The following is a 19,200-nucleotide window of genomic DNA, read 5'->3' as shown; positions in this document are numbered from 1 at the left end:
TCCGTTATTCAATTCCACTGGATTCACCGAACCGCGAGCGCGGTTTATTTTTCGACGTTCGCCTTGACGTAATCGACAGCCTGCTGAACGGTCGTGATCTTCTCAGCTTCTTCGTCTGGAATCTCGCATTCGAATTCCTCTTCGAGCGCCATGACCAGTTCAACCGTGTCGAGCGAATCGGCACCCAGGTCGTCGACGAAGGAGGCGCTTGGCGTGACTTCTTCTTCCTTGACGCCGAGTTGTTCGATCACGATTTTCTTGACGCGTTCTTCGATGCTGCTCATTGGATATATCCTCTTTGATAGGGGGTTGCCCAAAGCGGGCACATTGTAGTGAACAATTTCGCTCACTGCCAGCTTGCGTATTCCGGCCTGCGCGTGAAGCAACGCCGGAACTTGCTTTAAGTCCTCAATGAAGTCATGGGTTTATGCGAGCTTTCCAAGGCGTCAGCTCATGTACATGCCACCGTTGACGTGCAGCGTCTGGCCGGTGACGTAGCTGCTGGCGCCGGCGGCGAGAAAGCCAACGGCGGCGGCCACGTCCTCGACTGCGCCGAGCCGCTCGAGCGGAATCGACTCGGTCAGGCGCTGGCGCTGCTTCTCATCGAGCGCGGCGGTCATGTCGGTTTCAATGAAGCCGGGCGCGACCACGTTGGCGGTAATGTTGCGGCTGCCCAGTTCCTGCGCAATCGAGCGCGAAAAGCCGGCCAGCCCGGCCTTGGCAGCCGCATAGTTGCTTTGCCCCGGGTTGCCGCTGTAGCCCACCACCGAAGAAATGCTGATGATACGACCGAATCGCGCCTTGAGCATGCCGCGCAGGCAGGCACGAGTCATGCGCATCACGCCCTTGAGGCCGGTGTCGAGCACGGCATCCCAGTCCTCGTCCTTGAGCCGCATCAGCAGCTGATCGCGGGTAATGGCGGCATTGTTGACCAGCACGGTCACGGCGCCGGCACGTTCCCGGATCGCTGCAACCGTCTGCTCAACGGCTGTGGCATCGGTCACGTCGAGGCACAGTCCGCGATCCTCGCCCAGGCGTTCGCTGATCTTCTCGGCGCCGGCCGTCGAAGTGGCAGTGCCGAATACATCGCCGCCCTGGGCCTTGAGCCAGTCGGCCGTAGCCCGTCCGATGCCGCGGCTGGCTCCGGTGACCAACACGACCTGTCCGTCCAGTTGATATGCCTGTTCAGGGTTCATCAAACAGATTCCTTGAAGCTTTGGATGGTTTCCTCGAGGGTTTCCGGATTCTCCAGCGCGTACCAGCGCGCCTGGCGCTCGATGCGACGGCCCAGACCACTGAGCACCCGCCCCGGGCCGCACTCGGCCAGGTCCATGATACCCGCCTGGCAGATATCTCGCACCGACTCGGTCCAGCGGACCGGGCTGGTCAGCTGGCGCTCCAGAGATTCGCGAATCAGGGCGGGGTCCTCGTGCTGTGACACGTCCCAGTTATGGGTCACCGGGATGGCCGGTGCACGAACGTCGGTTTCTGCCAGGATGGCACGCATGGCCTCTGCCGCCGGCGCCATCAGCGGGCTGTGTGAGGGCACGCTGACCGGCAGCTTCAACGCCCGGCGCGCGCCCGCTTCACGACATTTGTGCAGGGCGCGCTCGACTGCTGCCGCGTGCCCGGCGATCACGAGCTGGCCCGGAGAATTGTAGTTGGCCGGCACCACGGTCTGGTCTTCAGCCACTTCACGGCAGATCGCCTCGACCACTTCGTCGTCCAGGCCCAGGATGGCCGCCATGGCGCCCACCCCCTCAGGCACGGCCGACTGCATCTGGCGGCCGCGCTCGGCCACCAGTGAAACAGCGGCTGCAAAATCAAGCGAACCGGCAACCACCAGAGCGGCATACTCGCCCAGGCTGTGGCCGGCCAGGCGAGACGGCTGCGGACCACCGAGTTGTTGCCAGGCGCGCCAGACCGCAACCGCACCCGTCAAGATGGCCGGCTGAGTGATTTCGGTACGATTGAGCTCTTCTTCCGGCCCCTCGCGAACCAGACGCCAGAGGTCGAGATCCAGGGCGTTGCCGGCCTCTTCGAACGTCTGGCGGACACAATCGTGTCTGTCGGCCATCGCGCTGAGCATGCCGACCGACTGGGAACCCTGTCCCGGAAACAGCAATGCAAAGTCCGTCATGCGTCCTCCCTGACTATGAAATGCACGGATGAAGTGAGGGGAAAAGTGACAGGTGCCCGTTGATGCCTTGCTTAGTAGGCGATCAGGGCAGCGCCCCAGGTGAAGCCGCCACCGAAGGCTTCGAGCAGCAGCTTGTCGCCACGCTGGATGCGGCCGCTGCGAAGCGCCACGTCAAGCGCCATCGGCACCGAGGCGGACGAGGTGTTGCCGTGCCGATCCACGGTCACGACCACCTGGTCCATCGACATCTTGAGCTTTCTGGCCGTCGCCTTGATGATGCGCAGATTGGCCTGATGAGGAATCAGCCAGTCGAGATCTTCCTTGTTCAGATCGTTTGCCGCCAGGGTCTCGTCGACAATGCGGCCCAGGGTGTTGACGGCGACCTTGAACACTTCATTGCCCTTCATCGAAACGCTGACGCCGCCGCGAGCTTCGGCCTTGAATCCGCGCGAGACGCCGACATCGACCTTGAGCAGGTCACTGAAACCGCCGTTGGCGTGGATGTGAGTCGACAGGATTCCGGGGTTTTCATCAGCGGTGAGTACCGCGGCCCCGGCGCCGTCGCCAAACAGCACGCAGGTCGAGCGATCGTTCCAGTCGAGCATGCGGGTCAGGGTTTCGGCTCCCACGACCAGCACGTTGCGGGCGTTTCCGTTACGAATGTACTGGTCGGCCACTGAGAGGGCATAGATAAAACCGGAGCAGGCCGCGTTGACATCGAAGGCACCACAGTCGGCCATGCCCAGACGATGCTGCAGCAGGCAGGCAGTGGAGGGAAAGATCAGGTCCGGAGTGGTCGTGCCGACCAGCAAGAGATCAATGTCGCCGGCTTCGAGACCGGCGTCGTCCATGGCCCGGCGCGCGGCCTGTTCGGCCAGATCACAGGTGGTCTGCCCCTCGGCGGCAATGTGGCGCTGACGAATGCCGGTGCGATCGGTGATCCACTGATCGCTGGTGTCGACCATCTGCTCGAGATCCTTGTTGGTGAGGATCTTTTCAGGCAGGTAGTGGCCGGTTCCGATGATGCGAGCGTACATGGCTGATTCTTTTGTTTCCTGCTTGTCGGTCAGTAGCTGGCCCAGAGCGCTTGTTCAAGCTGCGGGATCAATTTGCGTCGGGCCTTGAGTGCAGCCAGACGGATGGCGGTGGCAAAACCGCGCTCGCAAGCGCCGCCGTGGCTCTTGATCACGATGCCGCGCACACCCAGTAAAGGGGCCCCATTATGCCGCGCCGGATCGAGCTTGTCATACACCCGCGCCAGCGGCCGGCGAACCACCGCACCGCGCCAGCCCGCCAGCTCATGTTTCATGCGCTCGAGCAGCAGTCGTGCGGTACCTTCTGCGCTCTTGAGCAGCACGTTGCCGGCAAAGCCATCGCAGACCACCAGGTCCACCTTGCCGGAAAAGATCTGATCGGCCTCGACAAAGCCGCAGAATTCAAGACCGTCTTCGTGGTCGATCAGGCGCGCGGCTTCACGCACGACATCCGGCCCCTTGTTCGGCTCGTGGCCGATATTGAGCAGCCCGATGCGGGCATCATGGCCTTCGAGAACACGCACGGCAGTGTTGCCCATGCGCGCAAACTCGCACAGCCGCAGGGCGTCGACCCCCACATTGGCGCCCAGATCCAGCGCCCAGACGGCCCGCTCGGTGCTTGGCAAGGCCGCCATCAGCGCCGGTCGCTCAATGCCCGGCAGCATTCCCAGAACCTGGCGGGACAACGCCATCAGCGCACCGGTATTACCGGCGCTGACGATCGCGGCGCTGGCCTTTTCGGCGACGCGCTCGAGCGCCAGCTGCAGGCTGCTGCCGCGGCCATGACGCAAGGCCTGGGCCGGGCCGGCGTCCATCGGCAGAACGCTGTTGCAAGCAATGATCGTTGTCCGTGACTCGCGCGCCAGACCAAAGGCTGCAAGCCGCTGGCGCAGGCGCGCGGCATCGCCCACCAGGTCCACCCGGAGATCGGTGTCCGCGTCCAGCGCCTGGCGCACCGCCGACAGCGCCGTATCAATGCCGCCGTCGCCGCTCATCACGTCGACAGCCACGCGTGCAATCTGCTGCACCGCCATGATGAATCAGAGCGGGCTGCTTCAGCCTTGCGATTCTTCCAGCTCGTCTTCGTCGATTTCCGGTGCCACTTCCACCACCTGACGGCCGCGGTAGAAACCTTCGGCGGAGACATGGTGGCGGCGATGCATTTCGCCGGTGGTCGGCTCTTCCGACACGGTGGGACCGCTCAGGCGGTCGTGCGAACGGCGCATGCCGCGCTTGGACGGGGTCTTGCGGTTTTTCTGAACAGCCATTGGAGTGCTCCTTGAGTCAATTTTCCTCGTCGCGATTCTTGTCACGGTTCGCGTGACGATTCTTGCGCAAATCTTCGGCCAGGCCCTCGAAGGGCCGGTGCGTATCCGATTTTGGTGCCTCTTCTTCCACCCCGGGTGACGCCGGATCGATCGGCACCAGCGGCAGGCCGAGAAGAACTTCTTCACCGATCAGCCGAACCAGCTCCACCTTGCTGTCCTCGCACAGCAGCGGCTCATAGTCGTCAGGCAGCGAATCGGCAGCCTGGTCGCTGGCAACGATGCCCACGGTCGAGCGGCTCTCCACCGGCTGCTCGAACACTTTCAGCGTTCTCTGGCAGCGCAGCGGCACTTGCCCGCTGACCGACACATCCACCCGCACCTGGCGTTGCTCATCGTGATCGAAAGCCACGTGAAAGCCGATTTCAGCGTCGCCGGGATCGGCTATCATGCCTTCCAGGCGAGCCAGGCGCGCGAGCGGAACCGTGCCGCTGAATTCGCGTCCGGCAGCCGCTGCCTTGTCAGGGTCGATCCAATCTGGAAAGTCTCGCGACATAAGCCGTTCATTATATCACTCAAACCACGCTTGCAGCTACAACAGCTCTATCCTGGCGCCATGAATGACATGCAACTGCCCTGCCCCCTGATCCTGGCATCGAGCTCGCCTTACCGGGCCGTGCTGCTGCGCCGCCTCGGCCTGCCTTTCGAACAGATCTCGCCGGCTGTGGACGAATCTCCGCGCCCCGGGGAGCCGGGCCCGGAACTGGCTCTGCGGCTGGCCCGGACCAAGGCGGCGGCGGTGGCCGATGCCCATCCCGATGCCGTGGTGATCGGCTCCGACCAGGTGCCGGTCTGCAATGACCACCTGCTGGAAAAGCCGGGCGCCCGAGAGCCGGCCATTGCCCAGCTGCGCGCCTGCAGCGGCCAGCAGATCACGTTTTACACGGCCCTGGTGATCTGTCGCGGCACGGTGTGCCACAGCCTGTCGATCCCCACTCGCGTGGTCATGCGCCGGCTTGCGGATGCGCAGATCGAGCGCTACGTCGATCGCGATCGACCCTTCGACTGTGCCGGCGGCATGAAAAGCGAGTCGCTGGGGATCAGCCTGGCCGAGTCGATCACCAGCGATGACCCGACGGCTCTGATCGGCCTGCCGCTGACCGGTGTAGTGGCGCTGCTGGCCCGTTTCGGCATCGATCTGCCGTGACTGGCCGGCCGGTCAATACAGCGCTGCGGCGGTGATGATAAGCTGATTCCCACCATACGTTTCTGAATGGAGTAGTTCGGGATGGCATCAACGGCCTCGCAAACCGGTGTCGGTCGACACTGGCGAATGGAAACCGATCTCGACGGCATTGCCTGGCTCTATCTCGACCGCGACGACGAGAAGGTCAACAGTCTCGGATCGGAAGTGCTGGCAGAACTCGAGTCCATCATCACCCGCTTCGAGTCCGAGCAACCCGCCGGGCTGATCCTGATGTCGGGCAAGCCGGGTTCTTTCATCGTCGGCGCCGACGTGCGCGAGTTCGACGCCACCGACGATGTCGACGAGCTGCGCAGCAAGGTGAGCGAAGTCCACCAGCTGTTCCAGCGCATTGATGACCTCCCCTTCCCCACCGCTGTGGCTTTCGAGGGCTACTGCCTGGGCGGCGGGCTGGAATTGGCACTCTGCTTTGACTATCGCATTGCCCGGGATGCCGAGCACACGCGCATCGGCTTTCCCGAAGTCAATCTTGGCATCTACCCGGGCTTTGGCGGCTCCGGGCGCAGCATCCGGGCCATGGGCGGGCTCCAGGCCATGCAGATCATGCTGACCGGCAAGCTGCTTCGCGCCGGCGCCGCCAGGCGCATGGGCCTGATCGATCAGACGGTCGGCCAGCACGGCTCGCTGCGCTGGACGGCTCGCAACGCGATTGCCAAAAAGCGCAAATCACGCCGCCCCGGCCTGAGTGCGCGCGCCACGACCTGGGGATTGGTGCGCAAATTCCTGGCCGGGCAGATGCGCAAGCAGACGGCCGCCAAGGCGCGCAAGGAACACTACCCCTCTCCCCATGCCCTGATCGACGCTTTCGAACAAGCGGGTGATTCCTGCGCAGACATGATTCGCATCGAAGCTGAACAGGTGCCACAGCTTCTGGCGGGTGACAGCTCGCGCAATCTGCGCCGCGTATTCCGCCTGATGGAAGCACTCAAGGCCCAGGGCAAGCGCAGTGACTTCAATGCCCGCCGCGTCCACGTCATCGGCGCCGGCGTCATGGGCGGCGATATCGCCGCCTGGTGCGCCCTGCGCGGCCTGGAGGTAACGCTGGAAGATCGCGAAATGAAGCACATCGAACCGGCCATCAAACGCGCGCACAAGCTGTTTGACAAGCGGCTCAAGACGCCCACGGCGGTGGCCGCTGCCAGGACCCGCCTGATGGCCGACGTCGAAGGCAAGGGCCTGGCGCAAGCCGACGTGGTGATCGAGGCAATTTTCGAAGACCGCGACGCCAAACGCGAGGTGTTCACCCGCGTCAACAGAAAGGCGCGCCGCGATGCGATCATCGCTACCAATACCTCGGCCATTCCGCTGTCCGAGCTGGCCGACGTGTTCGATGACCCCGGGCGCTTGATCGGGCTGCACTTTTTCAACCCGGTGGCCAAGATGCCGCTGGTCGAAGTGGTCCATGATCCGGAGCACTCCGACGGCGATCGCGTCGACGACGGCTCGAGCTTCGCCACACAGATCGGCAAATACGCCTTGCCGGTCACCTCGACGCCGGGTTTTCTGGTCAATCGCGTCCTGGCACCCTACATGCGCAACGCCATGCAAATGCACCGGGAAGGCCTTCCCAAGGAAGCGCTTGACCGCGCGGCTGAACAGTTCGGCATGCCCATGGGGCCGGTCGAACTGGCCGATACCGTCGGCCTGGATGTCGGCTTGAGCGTCATCAAGACACTGATGGGCGACGCCGCCGGCGAAGACCGCAAGGTGCTCGAAGAGATGGTCGCCGCCGGCAAGCTGGGACGGAAGTCCGGTGAGGGCTTCTATCGCTGGAAGGACGGCAAACCCGAGCGCGACAAGGAGGCCCACAAGGGCCATGATCTCGAGCAGCTGGCCGAGCAGCTGATGCAACCCTATTTCGATGAGTGCCTGGCCTGTCTCGAAGACCAGGTGGTCGAAGATGCTGACCTGCTCGATGCCGGCATGATCTTCGGCACCGGTTTCGCGCCCTTCCGGGGTGGGCCGATGCATTACCTCGAATCCCGCAAGGCCGACAAGGAGGCACCCTGATGGCAGACCAGACCCTGCGACGCATCGCCATTGTCGGCGGCAGCCGCATCCCGTTCTGTCGCTCCGGTTCACTCTACGCTGACCAGACCAATCTGGACATGCTCACCGCCGCTTTCAGCGGCGTGGTCGATCGCTACAACCTGGCCGGCAAGAAGCTCGACCAGGTCATTGCCGGGGCAGTGACCACGCATTCCAAAGACTGGAACCTGGCTCGCGAGGCCGTTCTTTCGACCGAGCTTTCGCCGCTGACACCGGCAGTGACCATGCAGCAGGCCTGCGGCACCAGCCTGGAGGCCGCTCTGCTGGCCGGCAGCCAGATTGCCTCGGGCGAAATCGAATGCGCGCTCGTGGGCGGCACCGATACGACATCGGACGTGCCCATCGTTTTCAAGCGCCGTTTCGCCCAGCGCCTGATGCAGCTCAACAAGGCCCGAACCCTGGGCCAGCGGCTCAAGGCCTTCAAGGGCTTTCGTTTTTCCGAGCTGGCGCCGCAGCCGCCGCGCAACTCCGAGCCGCGCACCGGCCTGTCCATGGGGCAGCATTGCGAGCGCATGGCCCGCGAGTGGAACATTACCCGCAAAGAGCAGGACGAGCTGGCGCTTGAGTCTCACCAGAAGGCCGCCGAAGCCTGGGACTCCGGGTTCTTCGACGAGCTGGTGCGCCCGCACAACGGCGTGCTGCGCGACAATATCGTGCGCCCCGACTCGTCAATGGCCAAGCTCTCGAGCCTCAAGCCCGCCTTCGATCGCTCCAGAAGCGGCACCTTGACGGCCGGCAACTCCACCAGCCTGTCCGACGGCGCCGCCGCCGTGCTGCTGGCCTCGGAAGAATGGGTGCGCGAACACGACCTGCCGGTACTCGCCTGGCTGACGCACTCACGCACGGCCGCGGTCGATTACGTCGACGGCGATGAAGGCCTGCTGATGGCGCCGACGGTCGCCGTGGCCGAGATGCTCGAGCGCGCTGAACTGAAGCTGCAGGACTTCGACTTCTACGAAATTCACGAGGCCTTCGCCGCGCAGGTGCTGTGCACGCTCAAGGCCTGGGAGAGCCAGTCCTACTGCAGCCAGCGCCTGGGTCTGGACGCCGCCCTCGGTGCCATCGACCGCAGCCGCATGAACGTCCACGGCGGGTCGGTGGCCATCGGTCATCCCTTTGCCGCAACCGGCGCGCGGATTGTCGCCACTCTTGCACACGTGCTTGAAAAAGCCGGCTCGGGCCGCGGACTGATTTCCATCTGCACGGCCGGAGGTATGGGCGTGGCGGCCATCCTCGAGCGCGACAACAACGGCTCGGGCAACGCTCCGTCCACGAAAAAGACCGCCCCTGCAAGCGCAGCTGCCAAAAAGAAGTCCAGCGGCAAGAAGGCCGGAAAGAAAGCCAGCAAGAAAAAGAAGAAGACGAGCAAGAAGAAAACGACCGCCAGAAGCGAGACAGCTCCGGAGGCGTCCGCACCGCAGAGCGGGACGGAACAAAGCTGAACGCGCGTTCTCACCCGCTCGTCTTCGGCCTGGCGATGCAGGGCGTACTGCTCGTCCTCGCCGTCGCGCTGGGCTTGGTCTTCGGACAGCATCACTGGCAGAATCTGTACTGGTCAGGCGAGGCGCTGCTCATTGCCGTGGCAGCCACCCTGCCGCTGGCCGCCAGCCTGCTGTGGCTGCCGCTCGAACGCTGGCGCTGGGCCCGGGAGCTGACGGCGCAGGTCAAGCACTTTCTGACGCTTCTGTTTCGCCACGCTCGCCCGGGCGCAGTGTTACTGGTGTCGCTTCTGGCCGGCTTCGGCGAGGAAATGCTGTTTCGGGGTGTCGCCCAGGCCGGCCTGGGCGAGCTGCTGACGCCAGGGATCGGCCTGGTTGCCGGCGCGGTGCTTTTCGGTGCTGCACATGCAGTCTCGCGGGCCTATTTCATCATCGCCAGCCTGATGGGGCTCTATCTGGGCGCGCTGTATCTGTGGACCGGCAACCTGCTGGTGCCGATCATCGTACACGCTCTCTACGACTGGGTTGCCATTCACTTCTATCTGCGTTCTGCGGCAACGGGCTGAAGGCGCTAACATGGCCTTCGTGAGCCACTGACCAGAGATCCCCATGGAGCGAATCGGACGTTACAAGATCGAGCGTGAGCTGGGGCGCGGCTCGATGTCGATCGTCTACGAGGCCTTCGACCCGCATATCAACCGGCACCTTGCAGTCAAGGTGCTGCGCGAACGCTACGCCCGCGATCTCAAGAGTCGGCAGCGCTTTCTGCGCGAGGCACGCTCGGCCGGCGGTCTCAGCCACGCCAACATCGTCACGGTATTCGATGTCGGCCAGCACGAGGGCCTGCCCTTTCTGGTCATGGAGCGGCTCAAGGGCCAGAGTCTCGAAGGATATCTGGCCACCGGCGGCCGCCTGAGCATCCGTGAAATCCTCGCAATCGGCATCCAGCTTGCCGGGGCGCTGGATTATGCGCACGAATGCGGGGTCATTCACCGCGACGTCAAGCCGTCGAACATTTATTTCGATCCGGAGTCTGGCCTGGTCAAGCTGGTTGATTTCGGTATCGCGGCGATCAACGACCCATCCCGGGTTGCCGGCGACGAGCAGGCCGAAACCATTGCCGGCACGCCCAACTACATGTCGCCTGAACAAATCCAGGGTGGTGAACTGGACGGCCGCGCTGATCTGTACGCTCTGGGCGTGGTGCTTTACCGCCTGCTGGCCGACGCCGCGCCTTTTCAGGGCGATTCCATCGGCGTCCTGATTCACCAGATCGTCCACCGGCCGGCCGCGCGCTTGCAGCCAAGAGACGACAAGACGCCGGTCGATCTGATCGAGCTGGTTCACCGCCTGCTGGCCAAGAATCCCGAAGCCCGACCGGCCAGCGGCGCGCTGCTGCTTGAAGAGCTGCAGGAAATCCGCGCCGATCTCGACCGCGGTCTGCTGACGACCGTTCGCGGTCATCCCGGCCCCTGGCGCTGGCTGGCAGTACTTTCGCTGGCGCTGGTGCTTGTCCTGGGCGGCGGACTGGTGTGGGTCTATCACAGTCAGAGCCGAGCCATGACCGAGTCCACCTACGGCTATGGCGACGCGCTGGCCGGCGTCATCGCCCAGGAAACGGCCGAAGCCTTGCTGCTCGACGACACCACCGCGCTGTCCAATCTGGTGTCGGACTTTTCGGTCAACCCCCGCATCACCTACTTGCATATCAGCGATCGTGAGGGGCGCGTGCAGGCCAGCACCGATCCATTCCTTCAAGGCGAGCCGCGACCGCAGCCGGGGCGGGCAACGATCGAGCGTGAGCAGGGCGCCGTCCGGCTGCTCAATCGCCAGGATGGCAACCTCGAGTTCCAGACGCCGATCCGCTTCGAGGCCAAGCGTATCGGCGAGGTTCAACTGGGTATCGACGGCCACCAGCTCGAGTCTGCTGCACAGACCACGCTGCTGATGCTGGCGCTGGTGTTTGCGGTGACCATTCTGGTCGTCGGCGGCGGGTTCAGCCTGCTTGTCCGCCGCCAGCAGCGCGCCGTACAGCGGATCAACCGCGGGCTGCAGCGCGTTGCTCGCGGCCAGTACGATACCCGCCTCGATGCCGGGCGAGAGGATGTTTTCAGGCCGCTCATCCAGTGTTTCAACAACATGGCCAACCGCCTCGAAGAGCGCTATGGCCACCTCCGGCACAAGCCGGCAGAGCGAGCGCTGCCCACGGCGAGTGAAGACCTGGACCCCGATCTTGAAGAAACCATTGAAATGGAGTCGACGCCGGAAGACGACAACGTCCTGCCGCTGCCCAAACGCAGGCAGTAGCAGCTGGGTCAGCGATCGATGGCCGCCCTGCCCTCAGCCCGGCGCGCCGAGCACTTCTTCGGTTTCCAGGGCTTTCAGCTTCTGCTGCGCACGCCGGGCGCGGTCGAGATAGCGCAACGCCGGCTCGAAATCCGGTCTGATGTCAACCACCCGCTCCCAAAGTGAAACCGCGCTGTCGACTTGCTGATCACGCCAGGCAGACAGCGCCAGATCATGATAGTACTCGCTGAGTTCGACTTCGAGCCGGCGCAGCGACTGTTTGTGTCGCCGACGCAAATCATCCGTTTCGGCACGCGCTTGCAGCAGCGCCTTCACTGCCGCGTCCTGGTCATTGTCGGCCAGCGCCTGTGCCGCCTCGTCCAGCAGCAAACGGGCCGCCACATGCCGGCGCCAGCGCGCGAACTCGCCGGATTCCGCACGCGCCCCGATCCAGGGTGCGGCGTCGTCGAGCACCCGGACTGCCGCATCGGGAGCATCGCGGCGGCAGGCCTGCTCAGCCAGGATGATCGCAACGTCGGCAAGCGCCTGGCGGCCGGCAGGGTCCAATTGGCCGGAACGTGCCCGGCTGAGCAAGAGCGCGTGAGCCTGCCGATGCCGGTCGCTGTTGATCAAGCGTTTCACCGTGGCATCCGGCGCTGTTTTTTCCGGCGCGGATGATGCCACTGCAGCGGCCGCGACCGCCGGTTTTGCGGTGGTTTCTGACGCCTCATCCTCGTCATCAGCCTCGCGGCGTGGCACCAGAATTCGCTGCCCTGGCCGCACCAGGCGCGGTACGGTGATGTCATTGAGGCGCGCCAGCGAGTAAAACAACAGCTCATTGCCCAGTCGGCGCCCGGCGATGGCCGAAAGGCTGTCGTTGGGCTGCACTTCGACAAGCTCGAAAGAAGAGCCCAGGATTTCTTCCGGCGGCTGGTCGATCTGCGCGAGCACCAGCCGGGCGGCGGCGTTATCCGGGTCGACCTCCAGAAAGCGCTGCAGCTGACGCCGGGCGCGCTTTTCCCTGCCCTCCTGCAGGAAGGCCAGAGCGGCATCCAGCGACCCGCCCACCGGTTGTCCGGCGCGCTCCCACTGTTCAAGCACCGATGCCCGGGGCGGCTCGCCAGGCTGGCGGCGCTCGATGGGCAGCAGCTGACAACCAGCCAGCAGCAGACACAGTCCAAGCACGGACAGGACCGGCAATGCATGAATGCGCGCGCCAGAACGCGCGCGGTTCCGGATTGGCTCAGGCGAACAGCACATCACTCAAGTGTACCCCGCGTGCGGCGCGGGCAGCGGGTTGTGCTCGCCCCGTCAGCTGCTGGTCGCCACCAGCCAAGCCAGCCACAGCAGCAGGACCACCAGTGTGATGGGCCACTGCGTTATCTCGGGTTCCGCCTTGACAGCGGCTTCGGGAGCCCCCTGCGGCCGGCTTTTTTGTCCGCCGACCAGGCCGCGCCCCAGCTGCAGCGCGAGCACGCACAGAATCCCCAGCCCGCCCGGGTCGATCCGGCTCGCGCCGCCGGCTGCCAGCAGGATGACAACCGGCGCCAGCAAGGCCATGCCGGTGAGCACATCCACGAGCGTGCCCACCAGCGCCAGCAGCGACACGACAAGCGCCAGAAACACCAGGCCCTGAAGGGTCGAACCCGGGCCGTCAAGGCCGTGCTGAGTCATTCCGGCCACGTCGAGCGCGCTCCAAGCTGCCACCGACAGTCCCAGCAGCAGGCACAGCGCGGCCGTTCTGACCGTGGCATCGCCGATCTGCCTTGTCAGCTCCCGGAGCGTCAGCTTGCCTTGCAGCAGCCCGCGGGTAAACAGCAGCCAGGCAACCGCCACCACCGCCGCATCCAACAGCGATAGCCAGCCCGAACAGAACCCGGCCACCACGATTGGCAACAGCGGCCATTCCGGAAGCCATTCACGCCAAACTCGCCTCACTCGGTGGCCGGACAGGGGCAATCCGAGCGGCCGGCGGCCAATGGCGACCAGCCCGGCACTGAGCAGCGTGAAAAGCCCCAGGGCAACGAGCGCCTGAAGATACAGGTCAGTCAGTTCGAGCCGGAATCGCGGTACCAGCTGGCCGGCAGCGAGCGCATAGATCACCAGCCCCAGAGCGGGCGCGATCAGACCCACAGGCGTGGCGTCGAGCTCGACCGCCTCGCTGTCAACCGACGACGACGCAGCGCTTGACCCGGCGCCGTCGCGACGGTGGACGATCAGCGCGCCGGCAAAAATGAAAAGCGGCAGCGCGGCCAGTTCCGGCAGCGCAACGACGCGGGTAAAATCCACGCCGAGCAGCAGTGGATCGACCCCGGCCCGCCAATAGCCGAGCAGCGCCGCAGCCGCCAGTACAGCAAAAATGGGCAGGCCCAGCACGACAAGAAGTCCGATCAAAAGCGGCATCGAGGACTCAGCTGCGCGCGGCAACGGCCCGCACCAGAAAGCGCAGGCCCATGACCACGAACCCTACGGGCACGATTGCGAGCACCAACCAGGCGGGCAGGCCGGGAAAGCTGCGACCAAGGAATTCGTACTCCAGGAAAACCATGCCCGTGGTGCTCGACGCCAGCGCCAGACAGATCACGGCCGTGAGAGCCAGTACCAACCGCCATGCCGCAGTCGCAGCGGTTGGCGGCAGCCAGCGCTCAAGCACCTGAATGCGTACATGAGCCGCGCGCCCGGTGGCCTGAATCGCCCCGATCATGACCAGCCAGAGCACGACGGCTGCGATCGACGAGCCGAGCCAGGGCGCAGCGGCGGTCTTGGGGAGCAGGCGCCATAGCAACTGAGTTGCCGCCAACACCATCAGCGTGGCAAACAGCAGCAAAAGCAGCGCGGTGACCAGCCGATCAAACCCCGAGCGCCGGCGGTCATGCGGGCGGCACACCTGCTCCGGCTGGCTCACGCGATCTGGCGAGACGCGCAGACGAACGGTCTTGCTGCGGCCACGGGCCAATCGAGCGACTGTCGACAAGCCCCGGACCACGATGCGTCAGTCATCAGGGCGCCAGTACGACCAGGCCGGCCGCCTCAACCGTGTTCTGCATGAGCGTGGCCACCGTCATCGGCCCTACCCCGCCGGGGACAGGCGTGATCCAGCTGGCTCGCTGCGAAGCCGCCTCGAAGTCCAGGTCGCCCTGAAGCTTGCCGTCGGGCCGGCGATTGATACCGATATCGATGACGATCGCACCGTCGGCAATCCACTCCGGCTTGACGATGCCGGGCTTGCCCACCGCCACGCACAATACCTCGCTGCGCCTGACAAGTGCTTCGAGGTTGCGGGTAAAACGGTGCGCCACCGTCACTGTCGCGCCGGCCAGAAGAAGCTCGAGCGCCAGCGGCCGACCGACGATGTTGGAAGCACCTACCACCAGCGCATTCATGCCCTTGGTATCAATTCCGTTGGCCGCGAGCAGCGTCATGACCCCGCGCGGCGTACAGGGACGCAGCCCCGGATCACGCAGCGCGAGCCGGCCCATGTTGACCGGGTGAAAACCGTCAACGTCCTTTTCCGGGGCAATACGGCGGGTGACTGCATGTTCATCGAGATGAGCGGGCAAAGGCAGTTGAACCAGGATCCCGTCCACGGACTCATCGCGATTGAGCGCATCGATCAAGGCCAGCAACTCGCCCCGCCCGACGCCGTGGGTCAGGCGATGATCCGTCGACACCATGCCGGCGCGCTTGCAGGCGCGGATCTTGTTATTGACATAGATCTCCGAGGCCGGGTCATCGCCAACCAGAATCACGGCCAGGCTGGGTCGGCGCCCGCCGCCTTCGACGTGATGCGAGATCGCATCGGCCACGTTGGCGATCAGGCGGTCGGCGACCACGCGACCATCGAGTGTGTGTGCAGAGGAATTCGTCATGCGCGATATTGTAAAGTAGGATGGGCGTGAAAACCGATAGTGAGCGACGGTCGCCGTGAATCTCTTCAACCATCATTTCGTGGATCTTTCAGGCGCACGGATCTATCTCGAGCGCTATCGCAACCAGCCTTTCTTGATCGTCAACATTGCCACCGAAGCTCGGTTTACGCCGCAAATCAAGGGCCTGCAGCAGCTGCATACGCAGTTCAGGCGCCACGGGCTGATGGTGGTTGCGGTTCCCTGCAACGACTTTGGGGAAGAGCCGCGGGAAGAAGCCGAGATCGACCACTTTCTGCGCGAAAACTATCCGGCGACTTTCATCGTGACCCGGCGCTATGCTACCCGCGGGCCGGAGGCCCATCCGCTGTTCCGGGAGCTGCTCCAGGAGCACGGCAGTTCAATTCTGCCGCGCGGCAGCTTCAGCAAGTATCTGTTCGACCGTCGCGGCGCGCTGGTCAAGCGTTTTCACGCCGAAACACTGCCCGATGATCCCGGCCTGACAAGGCATGTCAATCAGCAGCTGGGCGGGGTCTGAGGCGACCGCGGGCGGGTCTTCACAGCAGCCTCAGCGTTTGCCCTTCTTGCGGGAAAACTGCTTCAGCCGCCGGCGTTTTTCCTGCTGACGGGGCGTCAGCGGGTTGCGCCGCCCGGCGTAGGGGTTTTCCGATTCACGAAAGATCAGCTGCACCGGCATGCCGGTCAATTCGAATTGCTGGCGGAACAGATTGATCAGATAACGGCGGTATTGGTCCGGAATGCCGCGGGTTCGCGTGCCGTGAATGACGATGCGAGTCGGAAACTTGCCGCCACCATGCGCGTAGCGCAACTTCGGTACCTTGTTCCGTATTGCCGGTGGTGGGTGGGCGTTGACGGCGTCGCGCAGGACGCGCGTCAGCGCCGAGGTGGAGAACTCCTGCTCCCCGGCGTCATGGACATGCTCTATGGCGTCGGTCAATTCGCCCAGACCGCTGCCGTGCAGAGCGGAAATCGTGACCGTCGGCGCAAAGCGGGCAAAACCCAGGCGCTCGGCCACCTCCACCAGCACCGCGCGCCTGCGGTCGCCATCGATTGCATCCCATTTGTTGAGTGCCACAATCAGGCCGCGGCCGGCGTCGATGACGTGGCCCGCCAGGCGGGCATCCTGGTCGGTAATGCCTTCGACCGCGTCGCAGACCAGGCAAACGATACGCGCCTGATCGACCGACTGCAGGGCCTTGATGGTGCTGAAGCGCTCAACGCCTTCATGCTGGCCGCGGCGACGGCGTATGCCGGCAGTATCGATCAGGTGATAGCGCACCCCGTCACGCTCGACCGTGGCGTGGACCGGATCCCGGGTGGTGCCGGCAATCGGCGTGGTCAAGGCGCGTTCCTGCCCGAGCAGCCGATTGAGCAGGGTCGATTTTCCGGCGTTGGGGCGTCCGATCAAAGCCAGCCGGAGGCCATCATCATCGGGCAGGCCCGGGTCGACGGCCGGCGGTAATTTCTCCGTTAGCGCGCGCGCCAGACTTTCCAGCCCGCGCCGATGGCTGGCGGCAATCGGGCAGATTTCACCCAGCCCCAGCTCAGCCGCTTCAGCCAACGCCATGTCAGCATCCAGACCGTCCGTCTTGTTGACGGCATGCACCACTGGTTTGCCGCGCTGGCGCAGATCGCCGGCAATCTCGTGCTCCACCGGCAGGATGCCGGCGCGCGCATCGGTCAGCATGATGACCAGGTCGGCTTCGTCGATGGCCGTGCGAGTCTGCGCCTGAGCACCGGCTTCGATCTCGTCTTCAGCCTCGTCAAGACCGCCTGTATCGATCAGGATGATCGGGCGCTCGTCCAGTCTGGCCTGCCCATAGATACGATCGCGGGTGACGCCGGGCGTGTCGGCAACCAGCGCGTCCCGAGTACGCGTGAGCGCGTTGAAAAGCGTGGACTTGCCCACGTTCGGGCGCCCGATTATGGCCACCACCGGCAGCAAAGACACTTGCTTCAGGCTCCCGGATCACACACTAGCGACCGACCCGCCAGGCACTCAGCTTGCCGTCTTCATCAAACAGGAACAGCCGGTTGCCCTTGACCAGCGGGGCGGATGCGAAGGCCTTCTTGCCGGCCCTGATCCGCGCCACGATCTGGCCACTGTCGGCATCGAAAAAGTGCACATGTCCTTCAAGGTCTCCGACCGTGACCAGCCCGGAGAGAAAAACGGGACGCGTCAGCTCGCGCCGCAGAAGCTGTTCGTCATGCCACAACGTAGCGCCGTTGCGTCGATCGATGAGCCAGAGGTGGTCCTTGCGATCGGTCACCGCAAGCTGAGTGCGGCGCAGGCTCAGGCCACTGGCCGAGGAAACATCCTTGACCCAGAGCGTGCGCCCGGACTCAAGCGCCAGCCCGGCCAGACGACCGTGATAGGTCACGACATAAAGCTCGGTACCGACGACGATCATCGGCCCGTCGATGTCGGCCAGACGATCAAGCTCGGTGCGGCCCTCCGGCGAGCTCACGCGCTGCTCCCAGAGAACCGAGCCATCGGAGACGCGCAAGGCCGCAACCAGCCCGTCATCGAAGCCGATGAACACCTGCCCTGCCCGCGCAAAAGGGTCGCTGTTGCCACGCAGGCTCAGCAAGGGCACGCTGCGATCGTAGATCCACAGGCGAGCGCCATCGCTACGATCCAGGCCGAATACGCGGCCGTCGATTGCGCGTGCGACGACAATGCCGTCATGCAGCACCGGCAAAGCGAGAATCTCCGAGGAAAGCTGCTTGCGCCAGCGAATCTGCCCGGATTCGCGATCGATGACAATGAGTTCACCATCGAAAGTGCCGACCATGATGAGATCATCGGCCAGCGCCGGGCCCGCCGAGATCGGCAGGCCAAGGTCTATCTCGCGCTCGATTCGACCGGTTTCCAGGTCAACCGCCGTGATCTTGCCGCGGTAGTCCGCCACCCAGATGCGCTCATCCTCGATGACCGGCCGAATCCGGGGCTTGCTACGGTTGATTCCCTTGCCGGTGTTCACCGACCAGAGGCGTTCAACCGGTACCGTTTGTTCGATAGCGGTCAGTTCTGCGGGCTCGAGGTCATCTTTGCTGCTGAACCAGCCGCCAATGGTCTGGCAGCCAGCAAGCAGCAGTACAGCAAAGATCAGTACCGGTAGGCGCCCCTGCCGGGTCACGAAGCATCTCCACCACGGGTCGCAGCGTCAAGCTTGATCTGCAGCAGATTGGCGCTCATGCCATCGGCAGTGCGCCGGGCGACAGCGTCCTCCCACGCTGCCCGGGCTTCATCGACCATGCCGCGTTCGAACAGTAAATCGCCACGGGTTTCAGCCCAGGCTGCGGCAAAACCGTCCGGCGCCTCGCCGTCGATCAGCGCCAGGGCATCCTCATATTCTCCCTGCGCCTCGAGCACGCGGGCCAGCCGCAGGCGAGCAACGGGCCACAGCGACTTCAGTCGCCGGTTGTCGAGAACGCTCTGATAAAGCTCGGCTGCCGCGCCCAGGCGCCCGTTATCGACCCGAGCAGCGGCCAGGTACAGGCTGGTCAGGCCCGCATAGGCGGTGTTGCCGGCCACGTCCTGCATGGCCTTGAACTCCGACTCCGCCTTGTCGAGCTCGTCATTCTCGATCTGCTGGCGAACCACCTGGTAGTACTCCGAACCCAGCACCTGCTGCTCGGCGCGGTGATCCTGCCAGTAACGAAATCCGAAAATACCGCCAAAGGCGAGAACCAGGCCAACCACAATCGCCGGGCTGTTTTCCTTGATCCAGCGGCGAACGCGCTCGCCCTGCTCGTGCTCGTCATAAAGCTCTACGGCCATGTCGATCAGTTCCTTGCGATAGGCATTGAAAGAAAATCAGTCGCCTATGATA

General features: G+C 64.3%; 20 protein-coding genes. 6 read left to right on the top strand and 14 right to left on the bottom strand.

Annotated elements, in window-relative coordinates:
• Positions 1–44: 44 nt before the first annotated feature.
• The 7 genes from acpP to ACEWQ0_RS06705 all read right to left on the bottom strand — a co-directional run bounded on the left by acpP (position 45) and on the right by ACEWQ0_RS06705 (position 4,995).
• Positions 45–284 (bottom strand): acyl carrier protein, encoded by a 240-nt coding sequence (gene acpP / locus ACEWQ0_RS06735; RefSeq protein ID WP_476483146.1) that lies wholly within the window; start codon positions 282–284, stop codon positions 45–47.
• A 162-nt stretch (positions 285–446) separates the two neighbouring features.
• Positions 447–1,196 (bottom strand): 3-oxoacyl-ACP reductase FabG, encoded by a 750-nt coding sequence (fabG, locus tag ACEWQ0_RS06730; protein WP_476483145.1) that lies wholly within the window; start codon positions 1,194–1,196, stop codon positions 447–449.
• A complete protein-coding gene (gene fabD / locus ACEWQ0_RS06725; protein WP_476484894.1) occupies positions 1,196–2,140 on the bottom strand; it encodes an ACP S-malonyltransferase in 945 nt (314 codons plus the stop codon). Before fabD ends, fabG begins: the two co-directional genes overlap by 1 nt.
• A gap of 71 nt (positions 2,141–2,211) precedes the next feature.
• A complete protein-coding gene (locus tag ACEWQ0_RS06720; protein WP_476483143.1) occupies positions 2,212–3,177 on the bottom strand; it encodes a beta-ketoacyl-ACP synthase III in 966 nt (321 codons plus the stop codon).
• Positions 3,178–3,206: 29 nt separating this feature from the next.
• A complete protein-coding gene (gene plsX / locus ACEWQ0_RS06715; RefSeq protein WP_476483142.1) occupies positions 3,207–4,208 on the bottom strand; it encodes a phosphate acyltransferase PlsX in 1,002 nt (333 codons plus the stop codon).
• A 21-nt stretch (positions 4,209–4,229) separates the two neighbouring features.
• Entirely contained in the window at positions 4,230–4,442 is a 213-nt protein-coding gene (rpmF, locus tag ACEWQ0_RS06710; RefSeq protein WP_476483141.1) for a 50S ribosomal protein L32, read from the bottom strand.
• Between the two features lie 16 nt (positions 4,443–4,458).
• Positions 4,459–4,995 (bottom strand): YceD family protein, encoded by a 537-nt coding sequence (locus ACEWQ0_RS06705; protein ID WP_476484893.1) that lies wholly within the window; start codon positions 4,993–4,995, stop codon positions 4,459–4,461.
• Positions 4,996–5,055: 60 nt separating this feature from the next.
• Here ACEWQ0_RS06705 and ACEWQ0_RS06700 point away from each other — a divergent pair, with 60 nt between their 5' ends.
• The 5 genes from ACEWQ0_RS06700 (at position 5,056) to ACEWQ0_RS06680 (ending at position 11,498) form a co-directional block, all read left to right on the top strand.
• Complete coding sequence (locus tag ACEWQ0_RS06700; protein ID WP_476484892.1) at positions 5,056–5,646, top strand: Maf family protein; 591 nt, start codon at positions 5,056–5,058, stop codon at positions 5,644–5,646.
• Positions 5,647–5,727: 81 nt separating this feature from the next.
• Complete coding sequence (locus ACEWQ0_RS06695) at positions 5,728–7,713, top strand: 3-hydroxyacyl-CoA dehydrogenase NAD-binding domain-containing protein (RefSeq protein ID WP_476484891.1); 1,986 nt, start codon at positions 5,728–5,730, stop codon at positions 7,711–7,713.
• Positions 7,713–9,194, top strand: coding sequence for an acetyl-CoA C-acetyltransferase (locus ACEWQ0_RS06690; RefSeq protein WP_476483137.1), 1,482 nt, complete (start codon positions 7,713–7,715; stop codon positions 9,192–9,194). Before ACEWQ0_RS06695 ends, ACEWQ0_RS06690 begins: the two co-directional genes overlap by 1 nt.
• Before the next feature lie 35 nt (positions 9,195–9,229).
• Entirely contained in the window at positions 9,230–9,757 is a 528-nt protein-coding gene (locus tag ACEWQ0_RS06685) for a lysostaphin resistance A-like protein (RefSeq protein ID WP_476483136.1), read from the top strand.
• 43 nt (positions 9,758–9,800) lie between these two features.
• Positions 9,801–11,498, top strand: a complete 1,698-nt coding sequence (locus ACEWQ0_RS06680; RefSeq protein WP_476484890.1) for a protein kinase domain-containing protein — start codon at positions 9,801–9,803, stop codon at positions 11,496–11,498.
• Between the two features lie 33 nt (positions 11,499–11,531).
• Here the strand turns inward: ACEWQ0_RS06680 and ACEWQ0_RS06675 are convergent, their stop codons facing one another.
• The 4 genes from ACEWQ0_RS06675 to folD form a co-directional block, all read right to left on the bottom strand.
• On the bottom strand, positions 11,532–12,677 hold the full coding sequence (locus ACEWQ0_RS06675) for a LysM peptidoglycan-binding domain-containing protein (protein ID WP_476484889.1): 1,146 nt from the start codon (positions 12,675–12,677) through the stop codon (positions 11,532–11,534).
• 111 nt (positions 12,678–12,788) lie between these two features.
• Positions 12,789–13,880 (bottom strand): TRAP transporter large permease subunit, encoded by a 1,092-nt coding sequence (locus ACEWQ0_RS06670; protein ID WP_476483133.1) that lies wholly within the window; start codon positions 13,878–13,880, stop codon positions 12,789–12,791.
• A 7-nt stretch (positions 13,881–13,887) separates the two neighbouring features.
• Positions 13,888–14,451 (bottom strand): TRAP transporter small permease, encoded by a 564-nt coding sequence (locus ACEWQ0_RS06665; protein WP_476484888.1) that lies wholly within the window; start codon positions 14,449–14,451, stop codon positions 13,888–13,890.
• A 25-nt stretch (positions 14,452–14,476) separates the two neighbouring features.
• Entirely contained in the window at positions 14,477–15,346 is an 870-nt protein-coding gene (gene folD, locus ACEWQ0_RS06660; RefSeq protein WP_476483131.1) for a bifunctional methylenetetrahydrofolate dehydrogenase/methenyltetrahydrofolate cyclohydrolase FolD, read from the bottom strand.
• Positions 15,347–15,401: 55 nt separating this feature from the next.
• Here folD and ACEWQ0_RS06655 point away from each other — a divergent pair, with 55 nt between their 5' ends.
• On the top strand, positions 15,402–15,881 hold the full coding sequence (locus tag ACEWQ0_RS06655) for a glutathione peroxidase (protein WP_476483130.1): 480 nt from the start codon (positions 15,402–15,404) through the stop codon (positions 15,879–15,881).
• Positions 15,882–15,911: 30 nt separating this feature from the next.
• Here the strand turns inward: ACEWQ0_RS06655 and der are convergent, their stop codons facing one another.
• From der to ACEWQ0_RS06640, 3 genes are read right to left on the bottom strand one after another with little or no spacing between them, the layout of a single operon-like run.
• Positions 15,912–17,315, bottom strand: a complete 1,404-nt coding sequence (gene der / locus ACEWQ0_RS06650) for a ribosome biogenesis GTPase Der (protein ID WP_476483129.1) — start codon at positions 17,313–17,315, stop codon at positions 15,912–15,914.
• A gap of 25 nt (positions 17,316–17,340) precedes the next feature.
• Positions 17,341–18,504, bottom strand: coding sequence for an outer membrane protein assembly factor BamB (gene bamB, locus ACEWQ0_RS06645; RefSeq protein ID WP_476484887.1), 1,164 nt, complete (start codon positions 18,502–18,504; stop codon positions 17,341–17,343).
• Positions 18,501–19,148: a YfgM family protein gene (locus tag ACEWQ0_RS06640; protein WP_476483127.1), complete on the bottom strand. Its 648-nt coding sequence runs from the start codon at positions 19,146–19,148 to the stop codon at positions 18,501–18,503. Before ACEWQ0_RS06640 ends, bamB begins: the two co-directional genes overlap by 4 nt.
• Positions 19,149–19,200 lie beyond the last annotated feature (52 nt).

It is taken from the genome of Wenzhouxiangella sp. YN9, assembly GCF_056324165.1.
The sequence above is the reverse complement of the archived record's forward strand: the minus strand, read 5'-3'. Positions and strand labels throughout refer to the sequence as shown.

What these genes read in the sequence shown, in the direction of transcription:
- acpP (WP_476483146.1), bottom strand. Translation starts at nt 284, where the DNA reads ATGAGCAGCATCGAAGAACGCGTCAAGAAAATCGTGATCGAACAACTC.
- fabG (WP_476483145.1), bottom strand. Translation starts at nt 1,196, where the DNA reads ATGAACCCTGAACAGGCATATCAACTGGACGGACAGGTCGTGTTGGTC.
- fabD (WP_476484894.1), bottom strand. Translation starts at nt 2,140, where the DNA reads ATGACGGACTTTGCATTGCTGTTTCCGGGACAGGGTTCCCAGTCGGTC.
- ACEWQ0_RS06720 (WP_476483143.1), bottom strand. Translation starts at nt 3,177, where the DNA reads ATGTACGCTCGCATCATCGGAACCGGCCACTACCTGCCTGAAAAGATC.
- plsX (WP_476483142.1), bottom strand. Translation starts at nt 4,208, where the DNA reads ATGGCGGTGCAGCAGATTGCACGCGTGGCTGTCGACGTGATGAGCGGC.
- rpmF (WP_476483141.1), bottom strand. Translation starts at nt 4,442, where the DNA reads ATGGCTGTTCAGAAAAACCGCAAGACCCCGTCCAAGCGCGGCATGCGC.
- ACEWQ0_RS06705 (WP_476484893.1), bottom strand. Translation starts at nt 4,995, where the DNA reads ATGTCGCGAGACTTTCCAGATTGGATCGACCCTGACAAGGCAGCGGCT.
- ACEWQ0_RS06700 (WP_476484892.1), top strand. Translation starts at nt 5,056, where the DNA reads ATGAATGACATGCAACTGCCCTGCCCCCTGATCCTGGCATCGAGCTCG.
- ACEWQ0_RS06695 (WP_476484891.1), top strand. Translation starts at nt 5,728, where the DNA reads ATGGCATCAACGGCCTCGCAAACCGGTGTCGGTCGACACTGGCGAATG.
- ACEWQ0_RS06690 (WP_476483137.1), top strand. Translation starts at nt 7,713, where the DNA reads ATGGCAGACCAGACCCTGCGACGCATCGCCATTGTCGGCGGCAGCCGC.
- ACEWQ0_RS06685 (WP_476483136.1), top strand. Translation starts at nt 9,230, where the DNA reads ATGCAGGGCGTACTGCTCGTCCTCGCCGTCGCGCTGGGCTTGGTCTTC.
- ACEWQ0_RS06680 (WP_476484890.1), top strand. Translation starts at nt 9,801, where the DNA reads ATGGAGCGAATCGGACGTTACAAGATCGAGCGTGAGCTGGGGCGCGGC.
- ACEWQ0_RS06670 (WP_476483133.1), bottom strand. Translation starts at nt 13,880, where the DNA reads ATGCCGCTTTTGATCGGACTTCTTGTCGTGCTGGGCCTGCCCATTTTT.
- folD (WP_476483131.1), bottom strand. Translation starts at nt 15,346, where the DNA reads ATGACGAATTCCTCTGCACACACACTCGATGGTCGCGTGGTCGCCGAC.
- ACEWQ0_RS06640 (WP_476483127.1), bottom strand. Translation starts at nt 19,148, where the DNA reads ATGGCCGTAGAGCTTTATGACGAGCACGAGCAGGGCGAGCGCGTTCGC.